At 44.8% G+C, this 17,139-nt stretch carries 13 protein-coding genes and 1 tRNA gene; 6 read left to right on the top strand and 8 right to left on the bottom strand.

Going from position 1 to position 17,139, the window contains the following annotated elements:
* Nucleotides 1-37 precede the first annotated feature (37 nt).
* From rpsA to aroA, 3 genes are all read right to left on the bottom strand, one after another.
* Nucleotides 38-1,735 (bottom strand): 30S ribosomal protein S1, encoded by a 1,698-nt coding sequence (gene rpsA / locus G3W54_RS15995; protein ID WP_162654268.1) that lies wholly within the window; start codon nt 1,733-1,735, stop codon nt 38-40.
* A gap of 131 nt (nt 1,736-1,866) precedes the next feature.
* Nucleotides 1,867-2,511: a (d)CMP kinase gene (gene cmk, locus G3W54_RS15990; RefSeq protein ID WP_162654267.1), complete on the bottom strand. Its 645-nt coding sequence runs from the start codon at nt 2,509-2,511 to the stop codon at nt 1,867-1,869.
* Nucleotides 2,511-3,899, bottom strand: a complete 1,389-nt coding sequence (gene aroA, locus G3W54_RS15985; protein WP_162654266.1) for a 3-phosphoshikimate 1-carboxyvinyltransferase — start codon at nt 3,897-3,899, stop codon at nt 2,511-2,513. Before aroA ends, cmk begins: the two co-directional genes overlap by 1 nt.
* A gap of 330 nt (nt 3,900-4,229) precedes the next feature.
* Between aroA and G3W54_RS15980 the strand changes: the two genes are divergently transcribed.
* A complete protein-coding gene (locus tag G3W54_RS15980) occupies nt 4,230-4,649 on the top strand; it encodes a TIGR02300 family protein (RefSeq protein WP_162654265.1) in 420 nt (139 codons plus the stop codon).
* An 84-nt stretch (nt 4,650-4,733) separates the two neighbouring features.
* A tRNA-Ala gene (locus tag G3W54_RS15975) sits at nt 4,734-4,809 on the top strand.
* 77 nt (nt 4,810-4,886) lie between these two features.
* Here the strand turns inward: G3W54_RS15975 and G3W54_RS15970 are convergent.
* Nucleotides 4,887-5,591: a DUF1353 domain-containing protein gene (locus G3W54_RS15970; protein ID WP_162654264.1), complete on the bottom strand. Its 705-nt coding sequence runs from the start codon at nt 5,589-5,591 to the stop codon at nt 4,887-4,889.
* A 459-nt stretch (nt 5,592-6,050) separates the two neighbouring features.
* On the opposite strand from G3W54_RS15970, the gene G3W54_RS15965 reads away from it, so the two are divergent.
* From G3W54_RS15965 to acuI, 4 genes are all read left to right on the top strand, one after another.
* Complete coding sequence (locus G3W54_RS15965; RefSeq protein ID WP_162654263.1) at nt 6,051-6,785, top strand: DNA alkylation repair protein; 735 nt, start codon at nt 6,051-6,053, stop codon at nt 6,783-6,785.
* Between the two features lie 446 nt (nt 6,786-7,231).
* Nucleotides 7,232-8,584 (top strand): hypothetical protein, encoded by a 1,353-nt coding sequence (locus tag G3W54_RS15960; protein WP_162654262.1) that lies wholly within the window; start codon nt 7,232-7,234, stop codon nt 8,582-8,584.
* A 188-nt stretch (nt 8,585-8,772) separates the two neighbouring features.
* A complete protein-coding gene (glpK, locus tag G3W54_RS15955) occupies nt 8,773-10,263 on the top strand; it encodes a glycerol kinase GlpK (RefSeq protein WP_162654261.1) in 1,491 nt (496 codons plus the stop codon).
* Between the two features lie 135 nt (nt 10,264-10,398).
* Complete coding sequence (gene acuI, locus G3W54_RS15950; RefSeq protein ID WP_162654260.1) at nt 10,399-11,394, top strand: acryloyl-CoA reductase; 996 nt, start codon at nt 10,399-10,401, stop codon at nt 11,392-11,394.
* Between the two features lie 46 nt (nt 11,395-11,440).
* Here acuI and G3W54_RS15945 read toward each other — a convergent pair whose 3' ends face one another.
* The 4 genes from G3W54_RS15945 to G3W54_RS15930 all read right to left on the bottom strand — a co-directional run bounded on the left by G3W54_RS15945 (nt 11,441) and on the right by G3W54_RS15930 (nt 17,090).
* Nucleotides 11,441-13,564: a DEAD/DEAH box helicase gene (locus tag G3W54_RS15945; protein ID WP_162654259.1), complete on the bottom strand. Its 2,124-nt coding sequence runs from the start codon at nt 13,562-13,564 to the stop codon at nt 11,441-11,443.
* A 153-nt stretch (nt 13,565-13,717) separates the two neighbouring features.
* Nucleotides 13,718-16,438 carry an ATP-binding protein gene (locus tag G3W54_RS15940; protein WP_162654258.1) on the bottom strand — a complete coding sequence of 907 codons (2,721 nt, stop codon included), beginning with the start codon at nt 16,436-16,438 and terminating at the stop codon, nt 13,718-13,720.
* Nucleotides 16,438-16,725 (bottom strand): hypothetical protein, encoded by a 288-nt coding sequence (locus tag G3W54_RS15935; RefSeq protein WP_162654257.1) that lies wholly within the window; start codon nt 16,723-16,725, stop codon nt 16,438-16,440. Before G3W54_RS15935 ends, G3W54_RS15940 begins: the two co-directional genes overlap by 1 nt.
* Nucleotides 16,722-17,090, bottom strand: coding sequence for a response regulator (locus G3W54_RS15930; protein WP_162654256.1), 369 nt, complete (start codon nt 17,088-17,090; stop codon nt 16,722-16,724). Before G3W54_RS15930 ends, G3W54_RS15935 begins: the two co-directional genes overlap by 4 nt.
* Nucleotides 17,091-17,139 lie beyond the last annotated feature (49 nt).

Genomic DNA, 17,139 nt, shown 5'->3' with positions numbered 1-17,139 from the left:
GGGTTCTTTAGTTTCAAACTTGGGAAGTAAGTTAGACTTACTCGTCGCCGCCTTTAAGAGCTGCGCCCAAAATATCACCAAGTGAAGCACCTGAATCAGACGAACCAAACTGTTCAACAGCTTGTTTCTCTTCAGCAATTTCAAGAGCTTTAATTGACAATGTTACTTTGCGATCCTTCTTCGAGAAGTTTGTCACGCGAGCATCGACAGTTTGACCAACTGAGAAACGCTCTGGACGTTGCTCGTCACGGTCACGTGCAAGATCACCACGACGGATGTAAGCAGTTACATCTGGGAAATCTACAAGCTTAACGTCAAGACCACCGTCTTGAACTTCAACGACTTCAGCTGAAACAACAACATTCTTGCGAAGTTCGCCAGATGTTACTGCTTCACCAACAGCATCTTTTGTAAGCTGTTTGATGCCAAGTGAGATACGCTCTTTGTCAACATCAACGTCAAGAACAACGGCTTTGACTTCGTCGCCTTTGTTGAAGTTTTCAATAGCTTGTTCGCCAGGAAGGTTCCAATCAAGATCTGATAGGTGAACCATGCCGTCAACATCACCTTCAAGGCCAACAAATAGACCAAATTCGGTTTTGTTTTTAACTTCACCATCAACAACTGCACCGACAGGGAATTGGTCTGCAAATGCATTCCATGGATTGTCGAGTGTTTGTTTAAGGCCAAGTGAAATACGGCGTTTAGCTGGATCAACTTCCAACACAACCACTTCAACTTCTTCAGACGTTGACAAGATTTTGCCAGGGTGTACGTTTTTCTTAGTCCAAGACATTTCAGAAACGTGGATCAAGCCTTCAATGCCTGGCTCAAGCTCAACAAACGCACCATAGTCAGTGATATTTGTAACAGAACCAGAGATTTTCTTACCAAGTGGGAATTTAGCATCGATGCCATCCCATGGATCAGTTTCAAGCTGTTTCATACCAAGTGAGATACGGTGTGTATCCTGGTTGATGCGAACGATTTGAACTTTGATTGTCTCGCCAATCGTCAGGATCTCTGATGGGTGATTAACTCGGCGCCATGCCATGTCAGTCACGTGGAGTAGACCATCGATGCCACCAAGATCAACGAAGGCGCCGTAATCAGTGATGTTTTTAACAACACCATCAACTGCCTGACCTTCTTCAAGGTTTTGTACAATTTCAGAGCGCTGTTCAGCACGGCTCTCTTCAAGAACTGTACGGCGAGACACAACGATATTGCCACGACGTTTGTCCATTTTCAAAATTTCAAATGGCTGTGGGTTGTGCATCAAAGGTGTCACATCGCGAATTGGGCGAATGTCCACTTGTGAACGCGGCAAGAAGGCAACGGCGCCATCAAGATCAACTGTGAATCCACCTTTAACTTGGTTAAAGATAACACCATCAACGCGTTCGCCAGCTTCGAATTTAACTTCGAGACGGATCCAGCTTTCTTCACGGCGAGCTTTCTCGCGTGAAAGAACAGCTTCACCAAGCGCGTTTTCAATACGCTCGACATAAACTTCAACTTCTGCACCAGGTACAATTGTTCCGTCTTTGCCTTGTGCGCCAAATTCTTTAAGCGGTACACGGCCTTCAACTTTGAGGCCGACATCAATGATTGCAACGTCTTTTTCAACTGCAGTCACGGTTCCCTTAATAACAGAACCCTCAACTGCATCACTACCTGCAAACGATTCTTCGAGGAGGGACGCAAAGTCCTCCATCATATTCGTATCTGACATATATTCTCCGTAAAACTCGCGAACCTTGGTTCACGAAAAGCGTCTTTGTTAGTGTTTCATCAATCAGATTTCATCCGAATTGCTTAAGAGCAATATGCGACGCTAGGGACGATCGCTGATAATTTATGTATTTACTTTGTGTTCAAGGCAGCATTAACCAGTGCTTTTGCTGCAGTAAACGCTGTCTCTATATCCATTTTACTCGTATCTAGCAAGTGGGCATCTTCAGCTTGGCGCATTGGACTGTCTTTTCTGCCCGAATCTCGTTCGTCTCTTGCTTTTATGTCTGCTAGAATTTCTGCATAAGATTGGTTGCCACCTTTGCTTTGCGCCTCTTTAAAGCGGCGATCAGCCCGCGTTTCAGCTTTCGCGGTGACATAAATCTTTACGTCTGCATTGGGGCAAACAACAGTTCCAATGTCACGACCATCTAATACGGTGCCCGGAGTTTTTGTAGAAAAAGCGCGTTGTGCATCGACAAGAATTTTTCGCACACTCGGAATGACGGCAACTTTCGATGCTGCATTACCTATGTCATGTGCGGATAAAATGTTTCCATCCATAGTGCCGAGATCAAGCTCTCGCGCAGCTTGTTCTGCCAAAACAACATCATCGAGTGGAAGGTTTTGGTCAAGAAGCATCTTTGCAACGCCGCGATAAGTTAATCCTGTGTCGAGATGGTGAAATCCAAGCTCCTTGGCAAGGCGACGTGAAATTGTCCCCTTGCCAGAAGCTGCCGGCCCATCAATAGCTATGATGAATGTTTTCTCAGACATTATGCGTCCTGTTTGATATCTGCACCAAGCCCCGTCATCAAATCCATAAACTCTGGAAAGCTGGTTTTGATCACGTTGCCATCATCAACTTGGACAGGGTGCTCACTTGCAAGCCCTAACACGAGAAAACTCATAGCGATGCGATGATCCAGATGTGTAGTCACTTGATCACCATTTGGATTGCCGTAACCTTTACCATCGGGGCGTCCATAAACCTTTAAGGACATCTCACCCTCTTCACACGAAACATCATTAAGTTTAAGCCCATTTGCAACGGCTGCAAGCCTGTCGCTTTCTTTGACGCGAAGCTCGTCCAGTCCGTCCATGAAGGTTTCCCCTTCTGCGTAAGCGGCAGCAACTGCGAGGATGGGATATTCATCAATCATGGATGCTGCGCGTTCGGGCGGAACGATAATACCTTTAAGGTCAGAGGAGCGGACGCGAAGATCAGCAACATCTTCGCCGCCATTTTGACGGGGGTTTAATATGTCGATTTTCGCACCCATTTCAATGAGTGTCGTAATGAGACCTGTGCGCGTTGGGTTCATCAACACATTTTCAATAGTGATGTCCGAATCCGGAGTTAAAAGCGCTGCAACAAGAGGAAACGCAGTCGAGGATGGATCTCCTGGTACATCGATATTTTGTCCGCGTAACTCACCCTGACCTTCAAGTGAGATTGTACGGACGCCATTTGTATCTGTTTGAACATCCAGTTTGGCACCAAAGCCTTGTAGCATTTTTTCGGTATGATCGCGGGTGTAGACGTTCTCAATGACGACTGTTGTACCGGGTGTATTTAATCCTGCCAACAATACAGCTGATTTTACCTGCGCGGATGCCATAGGCACCGTGTAGGTAATTGGTGCTGCAATGCGTGGTCCTCGCAAGGTGGCTGGCAAACGATCACCAGATTCAGCTTCTACTTGAACCCCCATTTCTCGAAGAGGGTTTAAAACACGGCCCATCGGGCGGGATGAGAGCGAGGCATCGCCAATGAAGGTTGATTTGAAATCATAGACACCGACCAAACCCATAGTTAGGCGACATCCAGTTCCGGCGTTACCGAAATCTAGCGGTTGTTCGGGTGCTAGAAGGCAACCGTTTCCGGTTCCGGTTACAATCCATTCCTCACCTTGTTTTTCAATTTTAGCGCCCATAGCTCGCATAGCATTTCCAGTGGCGATGACATCTTCGCCTTCGAGAAGGCCTCTTATACGCGTCTCACCTGAGGCAAGTCCGCCGAACATAAATGAACGATGCGAAATTGATTTATCACCTGGGATGCGAATAGTGCCTTTTAGGGATGATGATTTGTGCGCTGATGTTGGACGTGGCAAATTAGGACGAGTTGGTGCATGCGGATGAGAATCCGGCGAATGTGACATTTGAGGTCACTCCTGTGATCTTATGAATTTGGCCTGTAGTCATATAGAGTAGCCATATAAATTTGGATGGGAGAGGTGTATTGGTTCTCCGTATGAAACCTCATCATCCGTCAGTTCGCAAAACGGCAATTAGCATAGCGTATCCATTTTGTCATCTTGAAATTGCTTTTGAGCCGCATAGGAAGTGCATTTTTAGCCTAAGTTCGAATTTTGTGCACTTTGGCTTTGACAATTTCGCCGGAAGGTGTTTAAGGGTTCGCTAACAATCTAAAAATTTGGCTGCGTATGTGTCACTAGACGCACCATTACTGATTATAAAGAGGCAATGAATTGGCTAAACCTGAACTTGGAACAAAACGTGTGTGTCCTGAAACCGATCGTAAATTTTACGATCTAAATCGTGATCCGATTGTTTCTCCCTACTCGGGTCAAAGCTATCCTTTATCTTTCTTTGAAGAGCCAGAGGAAGAAGAGCCTGCTGTAGAAGAAGTAAAAGACGAAGCAGAAACAAAAGAAGATGCCGCGGAAGCAACAACACCTGAATTGGATGATGATGGTGTGGAAATTGTAAGCTTGGAAGATGCCGACGATGAAACAGCCGGTGTTAAAGATATTCCAGATCTTGATGACGATGATGATGATGAAACTATTGGCGAACCTGCTGATGACACATTCCTCGTGACAGATGAAGATGATGATGATGATCTATCTGACCTTGTTGTTGTTTCTGACGATGGTGATGAAAGTTAATTTTGCAGATTGCCATCTGTCTGGCCCTTTTAAAGTAGGGTTGAATTTAAATTACCCTGCCGGATACTCAGGTCCGGCAATTATGGGGCATTAGCTCAGCTGGGAGAGCGCTTCGCTGGCAGCGAAGAGGTCAGCGGTTCGATCCCGCTATGCTCCACCATTTCCCAAACTAGATCATTTCCCAAACTAGGCCATTTTCTAAACTAGGATTGCGTATGGGGATATTAAATCTAGGTTTCATCCCGCCAGGACGAATATCCCGTCTTCACTAAGTTTATGGATCTGATGGTCAGATAATTGCGTGAGAATAGCTCCAATTGCTTTGATATCGGCCAGCAACCTGTCATCTGTTAATTTGGTGCGATCAATATCTTCCATATAATAGACTGTGGCAGATCCTGCGACATAAGTTGTGCCGGTTTCGAGCGGTGGCGCGACAGTGTGTTCGATATATGAGCCCAAAGTTTTGTCACCTGCAATAAGTTGAGAAATGAGCTGCAGTACGCTCTGTCTGTATTTTGGTTGATGCGTCGCACCATCTTGAGGTGCCCATTGAGGTCCGAAAAGGTATGCTGCTGAATATAGAAGCAACGATTGAAATTTATCAACGCCTTCAGATTGCAATGCCTCAAAAAATATCTGATGTACTTGTTCTAAAGTATGCCATGTATTTCTACACAAGTGATCATGGAGAATAACAGGGCGTTGAAGTTTTCCTGACCATGGTGATTGGTAGCCAAGAGTGTTCCATGCTTCGATGGGAATTGATAAGTTTTTGAATGTCGTCCCTTGCTCAACGATATGCTTTTCACCAGAACAATCTGTATAGGAAATTTCCTTCAGTAGTTTCACTGCATTGCCGCCAACATAGTTTGGTTTTTTTGGTGTAGCATGTTTCACAAACTCCAAAATTTTTCCATCTATTGTTGTTTCTGAGAACATACATTTTTCCGATTGTGCAAAAATGTACGTGTTGAGCGAATAGAAAAAAATGAAAATAAAAAGATAGAAAACCTGGAATGCCTTCATCGATATTCCTGTCTGAGATGCATTAAAATGATTCGGGTTCATCAATTTTACCTATGTATGCACGATATACGGGAAGGTTTGAAAATAAAACCGCTTGTCGAGGTTGTTCGTTGCTTTGGTGTGGCTTGATCGTCAAAAGAGTGTCGGATGTTGTCTAGGAGCGACTCTATTTTTCACGCTGATAAGGTATTTGTCCTGATGGTGTCGATCTACAAAATTGTTGCATACATACAGAATGTATGTTAATTTTCTGCACACAGAGATCCTCTTCGGACTGTCTTGATGAGACGTGCCCAGCATAACTTGCCGCTCATAGATTGCAGTTAAGGCCTTTGGTGAACAGAAACTTTGCATGCTAGAAAGGCGACACTAATGGCAAAGAAACTTAAGGAATGGTTTGATCGTGATTGTGCACTTAGGATTGGTGCGGCGATTGAGCCGAATTATGACAATTTTGACACGGAAAAATATGCGGATGAAGTCGATGAAGGAGTCAATGGTCTAGAATTGAAAGATCGTGTCTATCTGATGGCGAAGGCCCTCCGCGATCAACTTCCTGATGACTATTCAAAAGCTGGCGAGGTGCTGGAATATTCTCTGGGTGCACCACTCGAAACAGAAGAGGGTATGTTTATCAAGGGATACTGGCTTATGCCGATTGCCCGTTTGGTTGAAGAGTTTGGTATAGAACACTTTGATATCTCCATGGGGTTGAATGAGAAGATAACCATGCGACATACATCTGAATATTCTGTTCGACCGTATATTGAACGTGATACGGCAAAAGCTTTGCAATATATGAATAACTGGGCACAATCGCAGAACGCGCATGTTCGAAGGTTGGCAGTAGAAGGGGGGCGCCCACGATTACCTTGGGCAAAACAGCTAAACACGTTTATCAATAACCCAGAACCAATGCTCAAACTTGTTGAGCCGCTGAAAGAGGATACGTCCAAATATGTGCGGAAATCGATTGCAAATTTGATTAATGATGTATCGAAAGATCATCCTGATCGCATCAGGCAGCTTGCTGAAAATTGGAAGAATGTCGACAGCCCATCTACCCGTTGGATACTCAAGCATGGCATGCGAACGCTTAACAGATAGATTTATGCATGCAACTCAACTTTATCTTGGTTGATTTACAAATCAATGCCCATTTAAGCCTAATCATCACGTAACGTTTGTACTCTGGTGCACGATTTTGTCTCTACCCCGCGCAGTTCGACCTTGTCGCGATAGCTCTCAGGTTTTTCTGTGTTTAGTGCACAAGTGCCTGTAGGGTTGAAAGTTTTGAATTATTAATATTTTAATAACATTGACTCACTTTTTTACCCGTCGTAATATTAATTGAGGTATATTTTTGCTTCATATTTTCTTACGAAATGATGTCGCGACGTTATCCTCAACTTAGGATACAGCTTCGGATAAATTTGAAACGGTACTGTTTGCTCAAATAGATTCGCGAGTTACGGTCAGAACCAGGAAATAATAAGCCTAAATGTGCTATAAACAGCCTGAAAATCATAAAAATAATTCTAAGAGGTTTTGTAATGATTCGACTTTTTAATTCAAATCGCAATGAAGGTGAGCCGGAAATGCAAGATCTAGAATCCAATAATGTTACCGAATTAAGACGCGCAACATCAGAGAGTGAATATGACATTCTGGTTGCGGACTACAAAGATGCTCTTGTTTCCTTGGATAAAATTCCAGCTTTTTTCCGGAAAATGACACAAAGTCACGAAGAAATGCGTGTGGCACGTGCCGAGCTTGAGGGAAAAAACTCAGAGTTAAATAATGAGTGTCAGCGCTACAAAGAAACAGCCTTACGTTATGAGAATGATGTTGTACGTCTTCGAGAGCGCGAAGAAACGCTGAAAATGAAACTTGATCAAGAGTCTCGCAATCTAAAAGTGATGCAGGATTACCGAGTTAATGCGGAAGCGGATCTTCGGGAATTTAAGGCGCGTGTTTTTGAATCTGAAAAGAAACTTGAAAAAATAACACCTATCGCCAAAAGCCTTGCAAAAGAGAAAGATGTACTGGATGCGACTGTAGAAAAGTTAATTTCTCAGAAAACATCTCTTGAAAAAGCAAACTCTGATTATGATGGCAAACTTCAAGAAACTCGGGAAACTTTGAGTACACTTGAAGCAAAAACGGACTTTTTGCAGAGAGCAAAGGTCGAGCTTGAAAAAGCCAGCCAGTCATTGCGCGAAGAACTTGCAAGTAAAGATACGATATTAAAAGTCGGCGAAGCAAAGTTGGAGCAAGCTGAGAACAAAATTAATCAGCTTTCGCTGGAAATTGCAGGCCTTAGCAAGGAAAATGAACATATTGTTCGTGCCCGTGAAGAGAGCAACCGAGCTCTTAATAACGAGCTTGAATCCGCGCGAACTCGTGCCCGTACTATGGAAGGTATACTGGAAGAAGCGCGTGCTCGATCACGTGTAGATAGCCAGCGGACAGCTGAAGTTCGCAAGGAAAATGTTCAATTGGCACTTGATATTAGCCAGAAAGATGTCGTGATCAAATCCTTGAACGAACAGCTTTCTGAATCCGGTGCTAGGTCTCAAATTTTTACTGATTTGCAGACTGAGATGGATAATCGTCATGCTGATCTTCTTGATAAGAATAAAAAACTGCAAGATGAGTTGAATATGCTCCGCGAAGAGAATGCGAATGTTTACTCGCAGAAAGAATCTGCGGAGAAGACCATTGATGCAATCCAGAATGACTTCAAATCTACGACGTCAATGTTTGAAAAGCGCTTGAGAAATCTTGAAAGTGAAAATGCCGATCTTCGCAAGCAAGCTCGACTTGATGATGAACAACGTATTGCAGACAGTCGTGCCGAAGATGCTTCACAAGATGAAGGCGATAAAGTTGTTCCGATCAAATAGTAATTGATTGAAGTACTGTAAATATTGAGGATGGATGATTGTGATAATCACCATCCTTTTTTATTTGGTGACGTATTTTTACATCTACTAAAAAATTAGTGCAACCGCGCTCGCTTTTCTGTAATGCTTGAATTAAATTCAGTTTACAAATCGCATATGCGTACACAATGATTGTCTTGGGAGGCAAAATGGCGAGCTATATTCTAGCAATTGATCAGGGAACAACATCAACACGTTCTATCATCTTTGACGGTAACTATTCACCCATTGCATCAGATCAGATGGAGTTCACCCAGCACTTCCCATCGTCAGGATGGGTAGAGCATGAGGCCGAAGAGATTTGGAAAACAGTCCTTGAAACATCAAGAAATGCAATCGCAAAAGCGGGCATTGAGGCATCTTCAATCGCGGGCATTGGCATTACCAATCAGCGAGAAACAGTAGTCATTTGGGATAAAGATAGTGGCGAACCTATTCATAAAGCGATTGTGTGGCAGGATCGTCGAACATCTGAATATTGTGCCTCACTAAAGGCCAATGGGGTTGAAGAAAAAGTTACAGCCAAAACAGGCCTTCTGCTCGATCCGTATTTCTCTGCGACAAAAATTAGATGGCTACTGGAGAATGTCGACGGCGCACGCGCAAAGGCTGAAAATGGAAAATTGTTATTCGGAACAATTGATACCTATCTCCTTTGGAAACTAACTGGCGGAAAATCGCATAAAACCGATGCCACAAATGCTGCACGAACGTTGATTTACAACATTCGTGATGGCTCGTGGGATGATGAACTGCTGGCACTGTTTGAAGTGCCTCGTGCTTTGCTGCCAAGTGTCGAAGATACAGCTTCTAATTTTGGCGAGACTGACAAGGCTTTGTTTGGTGCTTCTATTCCCGTGCTTGGTATTGCCGGCGATCAGCATGCAGCGACATTGGGGCAAGCTTGTTTTAAACCCGGCATGGTGAAATCTACCTATGGAACGGGTTGTTTCATGATGCTTAATACGGGTGAGAACATTGTTCCTTCCAAAAATCGAATGCTGACAACGATTGCCTATCAACTTAACGGCAAGACAACATATGCTCTTGAGGGATCAATCTTTATTGCTGGTGCAGCTGTTCAGTGGTTGCGCGATGGTTTGAAAATTATCGATAGTGCGGAACAGACTGGTAAACTGGCAAGTCAGGCAGATAGCGAGCAAAATGTAGTATTGGTACCAGCATTTGCAGGCTTAGGTGCACCCTATTGGAATGCTGATGTGCGTGGTGCAATGTTTGGCCTTACACGCAGCACAGGTCCAAATGAAATTGCCAAGGCAGCTTTGGAAGCAGCTTGTTATCAAACGCGTGATTTGATTGAAGCCATGCAGGATGATTGGGGTCGCGAGCTTGATGATGTGACGTTGCGCGTCGATGGTGGCATGGTTGCCAGCGATTGGACGATGCAATTCTTGTCTGACATACTAAATGCACCTATTGATCGTCCAACCGTGCTGGAAACAACGGCACTCGGCGCAGCATGGCTTGCAGGTATGAAAAGCGGCACATGGCCAGATATGGATGAATTTGCAAATTCTTGGAAGCTTGAACGACGTTTTGAAGCCTCGATGAGTGACGCAACTCGAGATCATAAATATGGCGAATGGAGATCGGCGATTAATTGCCTTATCAGCAAGTAGATTGTTAGTTGAACCTGTTCACCCACTTGGTTTCACTCTATTTTTGCGTCGCTTAGAATGAGTCTACACGTTCTAAAATTTATTGCATTTGGGCCGGAAACAGTCATAAGTAGTGGAAATAAATAGGAGATATCAATGGCTTTTAAAGCACTTGTTGTAGACAAGGATGACGAAGGTAAAACCTCCGCTGCAATCAAAACGATTTCCGAGGCTGATTTGCCTGAGGGGAATGTCACTGTCGCGGTTGAGTATTCCACCGTAAATTATAAAGATGGCCTATGCATTGGGCCTGGCGGCGGTTTAGTTCGAAACTATCCTCATGTGCCGGGGATAGATCTTGCTGGAACTGTTGAAAGTTCAGATGATGATCGATATGCGCCTGGTGATAAGGTGGTGTTGACGGGTTGGCGTGTGGGCGAAGCATATTGGGGCGGATATTCACAAAAGGCGCGGGTTAATGCCGATTGGCTTGTTCACCTGCCTGAAGGATTGACAACCAAACAGGCAATGGCGGTCGGAACTGCCGGATTCACATCTATGTTATCTGTTATGGCTTTGGAAGCTCATGGCTTAAAACCAGATAATGGTCCTGTGTTGATCACTGGAGCGGCAGGTGGTGTTGGGTCAGTTGCGACAGCAATTCTAGCCAACCTTGGTTATGAAGTTGCAGGTGTTACAGGTCGACCCGAAACGGCAGACTATCTGAAGTCCTTGGGTGTTACCCAAATTGTACCACGTGATGAAATCAATGAAGCCATTAAAAAACCGCTTGAAAAAGAAATGTGGGCTGGCTGTATTGATGCTGTAGGTGGAGAAATGCTTGCGCGTCTTCTAGGGCAGATGAAGTATGGTGGATCCGTTGCATCGGTAGGTCTTGCAGGTGGTGCAGCTTTGCCCGCAACGGTTATTCCGTTTTTACTTCGAGGTGTCAATATTTTAGGCATTGATAGTGTGATGCAGCCCTATGAGAAGCGCGTGGAAGCTTGGCACCGTATTGCAAAAGATCTTCCGATGGAAAAACTTGAAGATATGATCGTTCCTGCAGGATTATCGGACTTGCCACAGCTGGGCAAAGATATCTTAAAAGGCCAGATAAAGGGTCGCGTTGTTGTTGATATACAGCAAGGCTAGCTAACCAGGTAATAAGGAAGGCCCGATAATGGATCGGGCCTTTTATCTAATCTGCAGATTTCGGTGATCTTTTGCGAGGCGCCATCCCGCCTTTTGATCCATCGCTTTGACCGTCTTTGGGACGACTATCAGAGCTTGCGCGTTCGCCCTTCTTTTTCAATCCGGTGAATTTGACGGTTTTTGACTTCTTAGGCTTCTTGGGTTTTTTGGCAGGAGAATCAGATTTAGCTGATAATTCTTCCAATGCTTTTTCGCGGTTACGGCGGTTTTCACTTTTATGATCTTGTCTAGATGCGGCACCCTTGTTGCCTTTGCGGGGGGCACGTTTATCAGGGGCCTGCTCGTCACGTTCTGATTGTGGTCCACGGTCATCGCGGCGGTCACCCGGTTTTCCGCGTTTTGGCTTATCCCATTTTGGTTTGTCCCACTTTTTCTCTGATCCTCGGTCACCATTAGGCTGTGGTCGAGAATTACTCCGTGGTCTGCCCTCAGATTTTGGTCCTCCACGACCACGCTCGCGACGAGTTTGCTCTTGATCAAAATTAGGCACGCCCTCGACTGCGCGAACACGTATGCTCTTCTCCAATGTAAGGTTAGGGCCGACTGCATTCATAAAATCATCGAAACTATGTTCAGAAATTTCAATGAATGTTTCGTCATTACGAATTTTAATGGAGCCAATGTTTCGTTTGGTCAGATTACTGGCTTTACAAATCATTGGTAAGATCCAACGTGGCTCTGCACGTTGATTGCGACCAATCGATAGCGATATCCAGCGGCCGTTCTCAAATTCAGCCATTGGGCGTCGTTCACCAGTATTGTCGCGTTTTGAACCTCGTGTCTCTGAAACCGAATGCTTAACTTCTAGCAATTCTTCTGGCGCTGATTTGCTTGCGCGATGTCCGCGCACAAAGGCCGACGCAATTTGTTCCGGTGGAAACTCGGCCATAAGACGGTTGATAAATTCCCTCTCATGCTCATTAATTTTATCGGTTAGACTTGGGTCAGTTAAAATTCGCTCATCATCGCGCGCAAGAATTTCTTTTGCTGACGGTGGGCGTGCCCATTCTGCGTTCACATTTGCGCTGCGGAGCATACGTTCCGCACGAGATTTCATATTGCCCGCAATCATCAAGGCGCATACGCCTTTGCGTCCAGCACGGCCAGTTCGGCCACTTCGGTGGAGAAGCGTTTCTTTGTTGTTGGGCAGGTCCGCATGGACCACCAATTCAAGATCGGGCAAGTCAATTCCACGAGCGGCAACATCAGTTGCAACGCAAACACGTGCCCGGCCATCACGCATGGCTTGCAAGGCATGGGTTCGTTGCTCCTGGCTTAATTCACCAGAAAGTGCAACAACGGAAAATCCGCGATTTGAGAAGCGGGATGTCATTCGGGCAACAGCTGCGCGGGTTGCACAAAATACGATTGTGTTTTTGGGGTCATAATAGCGAAGTACATTAACAATGCCATTTTCAATATCTCTATGTGAGACCATCAAAGCACGATATTCGATATCGACATGTTGACTTCGTTCTGACGTTGTTGAAATACGTTCGGCGTCATTTTGGTAACGTTTCGCCAAATTAAGGATCGAACGTGGAACAGTTGCAGAGAACATTAAAGTCCGACGATCTTCTGGTGTTGCTTCTAATATAAACTCGAGATCGTCGCGAAAACCCAGATCTAGCATCTCATCAGCTTCGTCTAATACGACAGCCTTAGCTTCTGACATATCCAGCGATCCACGATCAATATGATCACGCAAACGACCTGGAGTTCCAACAACGATGTGGCTCCCCCGGGCAAGTGCGCGCCGTTCTGTCCGCATATCCATACCGCCCACACATGATGCGATAGCGGCACCTGTTTTTTCAAAAAGCCATTCAAGTTCGCGCTGAACCTGAAGTGCCAATTCACGTGTTGGTGCTACGACTAATGCAAGTGGTTTTGATGCTCTTGGAAAACGTTCTCCATCGCCAAGTAAGTTCGACGCAAGCGCAAGACCAAAAGCCACAGTCTTACCTGAACCCGTTTGAGCTGAAACCAAGAGGTCTTTTGTAGCAAGGCTTTCATCGATGACAGCTTCTTGTACAGGTGTGAGGGTTTCGTAACCACGTTTATCTAACGCGCCACTCAGTGCCGGGTGAACCCCATCAATATCGAGCATAAAATACCTTTTTTTCGAAAATATTGCCAAAGGCTTGTAAGTATAAGTCTTGGCGTGGGAGCAGAATTGCTGCTCAATCGTTGTTTCATTGACCTAGTATAGCCCTCTTGGAAGAATGTACAGAGGGATACGTTCGTTATTATTAACGTGGTTTTATTCTGCAACCTCAATCGAATCGGTGCCAAGGGTTGAATCCGACGTCGTTTTTGGCAGTATAATATGGAATACGGCGCCTGGATTATTGCCCACATACAAAAGTTTACCGCCAAGATTACGAACGATTTCGCGACTAATAGGTAGGCCGAGACCGGCACTGCCAGCTGATTGTTCAGTCGATAATTTTGCAAATTTTTGAAATATCAGCTCAGCATTTTCCGAAGAAATACCGCTACCGTTGTCTGCCACTTCGATCAAAAGAGAATGTTCTTGAACTTTACAGTTAAAACGGATCTCCGGTTGAGTTTGCCCGGAATGTTTGATGGCATTGGAAATTAAGTTGATGAAGACCTGAGAGAGACGATCAGCATCTGTTTCAAGTTCCAACACAAGGAACTGAGGTTCTATCTTTATCACTGCATTTGATTGCTGTCGTATGGTTTGCGTTGAGTTTTTTGCTCGTTCTATAATGCTGCCAAGCGATACTTTTTTAACATTAAGCTGCACCCGCCCATGCTCGAGAAAACTGAGATCTAAAATCTCATCGAGTAAATATGTAAGGCGAATGCTTTCATCGTGGATAATGGAAGAGAAATGCGAAAGCTGAGCGTCGTCAATATTCTTGTCATCACGCAGGATTTCAGCAAACGAGCGAATGCTCGTCATCGGTGTTCGCAACTCATGACTTACTTGGCTTAAAAATGCATCTTTCTGTTCGCTAAGCTCGCGCAATTGGAGGTTTGCACGACGAAGCTGTTCCGCTGTTTTTTCGAGTTCTGTGGACTGGGCTTGAAGGCGGGCAGAATATTCCATAATTTGTGCGGTTTCATCGGCCACTGCGATCAAGTCTTCAACTGAAATTATATCGCCACTTGCTATCTGGCCAATCATGGCATGGGCAGTTGCAGCGCCAACTGAGCCGGAAAATTCACGTTCCAACTGTCCAATGAATTCATCTGTAGGATCAGGTAATCTCCCAGGTAAGTGTCGTTGTTCTCGTGAGGCACGAGTAAAAATCTCCCGCGTTGTTTCATGACCGAGAATGCGTTGGGAGAGAATATGCAATTCTTCTGATGTTGTTTGTCTCGTCAGTGTACGGCTACTTTGTGCGCGATCGAAAACGTGAATAAATTGTCCTGCTTGGACACGTTCAATGGGTCTTGGTTGCGTTGTAAGAGAACCAAAAATAAAAGCGAGTGCGTTGATACCAAGTGACCAGACAACCGCATGGACAAGGGGGTCATCGATATTAACAAAAAATAATGCGCTCGGTCGCAGAAAACCAATACCAAACGGTCCGTTTGTGAGTGCGCTCTCGCTTAGAATAAAATTGCCATCAAAACTTGGTAGGAATGAGGTGTAGGCCCATATGATGAACCCGCAAATAATACCATATAGCGCGCCTTTTCGTGTTGAGCTTTCCCAGAACAAGCCACCAAGAAGAGCGGGTAGTATTTGAGCAACACCCAAGAAAGCAATCAAGCCAATGGCTGCAAGGCTGCCAGTGCCGCTGGTAAATTGATAGTATAAAAAACCCAGACCAAGAATGGCAGCAATGGAAATACGGCGACTCCTTAAAAGAAGTGTGCGAACATCTTCGCTTGTGGGGCTTCGGCGCAGTGTTAGTCTAAGCCATAATGGTAGCACAATATGATTTGAAACCATCGTCGACAGTGCAATTGATGCCACAATCACCATGGATGTGGCTGATGAAAATCCACCCAGAAATGCCAATGTAGCCAGAGCATCTTGGTTTTGAGATAATGGTATAGTGAGCACAAACAGATCGGGATTTGAGCCCGTCGGCAGCATATCAAGGCCTGCAATGGCAATTGGTAAAACAAAAAGGCTCATTAAAAAGAGATAAAGTGGAAATGCCCATGACGCTGTTGCAAGGTGTTTTTCGTCAGAGTTTTCGACAACGATAACTTGAAACATGCGGGGCAGACAAATAACCGCTGTTGCAGATAGGAAAACAAGCGTTACCCAGCGCGGAGTAAAGATATCTTGGGTTTGATTAAGGCTTGGTTGAATGCGAGATAGAATATCTGATGGTCCTTCACCAACACCCCAAACGACAAATATACCAACAGCAAGAAGCGCAACCAGTTTGACAATTGCTTCAAGTGCAATGGCGGTGACAACACCATGGTGACGTTCATTTGCATCGAGGTTTCGCGTGCCAAAAATGATCGTAAATACAGCAAGGCCAACCGCCGCCCAAAGAGCTGTTTGAATAGGCGAGGAAGCAGCATCGATGCTTGCCGCTTCATTTGAGAATACAGAAAAACTTAATGTTAAAGATTGCAACTGAAGCGCAATGTATGGTGTTGTTCCAACTACGGACAGGATTGTGATAATGACCGCAAGTGTCGTGCTCTTACCATATCGCGCAGAGATTAAATCGGCGATAGAGGTAATCCGTTGCGTATTTCCGATCCGAACGAGCTTGCGCAATAACCACCACCAACCGATAAATACGAGGGTAGGACCGAGATAAATGGTAATGAATTCCAAGCCATTACGAGCCGCTGATCCCACGGCGCCATAGTAAGTCCATGCGGTGCAATAAACTGATATCGAGAGTGTATAGGTTATTGGCGAGGTAAAAAAACTCAAGTTACCTTGTTTTGCTCGACGTTCAGCTAAGAAAGCGACAAAGAACAAAATCATCACATAAATAAGACATATGGTGACAAGCAGATTAAAGGACAGCATTATTTGTCCCTGATCTCATCATGTTTTCCTGTGCGAAGTAATCTTGAAAGAAAGAATGCGCAGATGATCAACAAAGCCCATATAGAAAATATATAGATGGCTGTACCTGTGACATTTGCCTCTTCGCTTGGGCTTAATGTCGATACAAAAGGTGATATAAAGAATAATGCACCGATAATTGGCAATAATGCTGCAAGGTCTCGTTGCTTTCGTTGTGTTGACTGGCTTCTATCTGTTGAAAGAGGCTCTGTCTTGGGTTTCTCATCGTTGCCTCGTAGACGCCTCATGATGTTACGAGCCTGTTGATATTCTGGACGATCTCTTGATTTGAAAATGGTTTGGTCATGAAGAGGTTGGCACCAGCTTCTTCTGCCGCTTGTCGGTCCTTTCGTTGGCCTTTTGCTGTAAGCATCAAAACCGGAATATCACGTATGTTTACTTCATTGCGTATATCATGAAGAATATCCATGCCGCCCTTGTTTGGGAGCATAACATCAAGAATTACAAGATTTGGCTGTAGAGATAAAATTTTTTCAACTGCACCGTGACCATCATTGTGAACGTCGACATTCCAACCCTCCCGCGATAGCAAAAATGACAAAGCCTCAACAATGTGCGGCTCGTCCTCAATTAAGAGAACTGTTCTCGTCATGTTGTTTCCTCCCAGATCAGATCATAGTATCGAGGTTTATTCCGGCCCG

Source organism: Lentilitoribacter sp. Alg239-R112 (genome assembly GCF_900537175.1).
Taxonomy (GTDB): Bacteria; Pseudomonadota; Alphaproteobacteria; order Rhizobiales; family Rhizobiaceae; genus Lentilitoribacter.
This window is presented reverse-complemented; position numbering and strand designations above follow the sequence as displayed.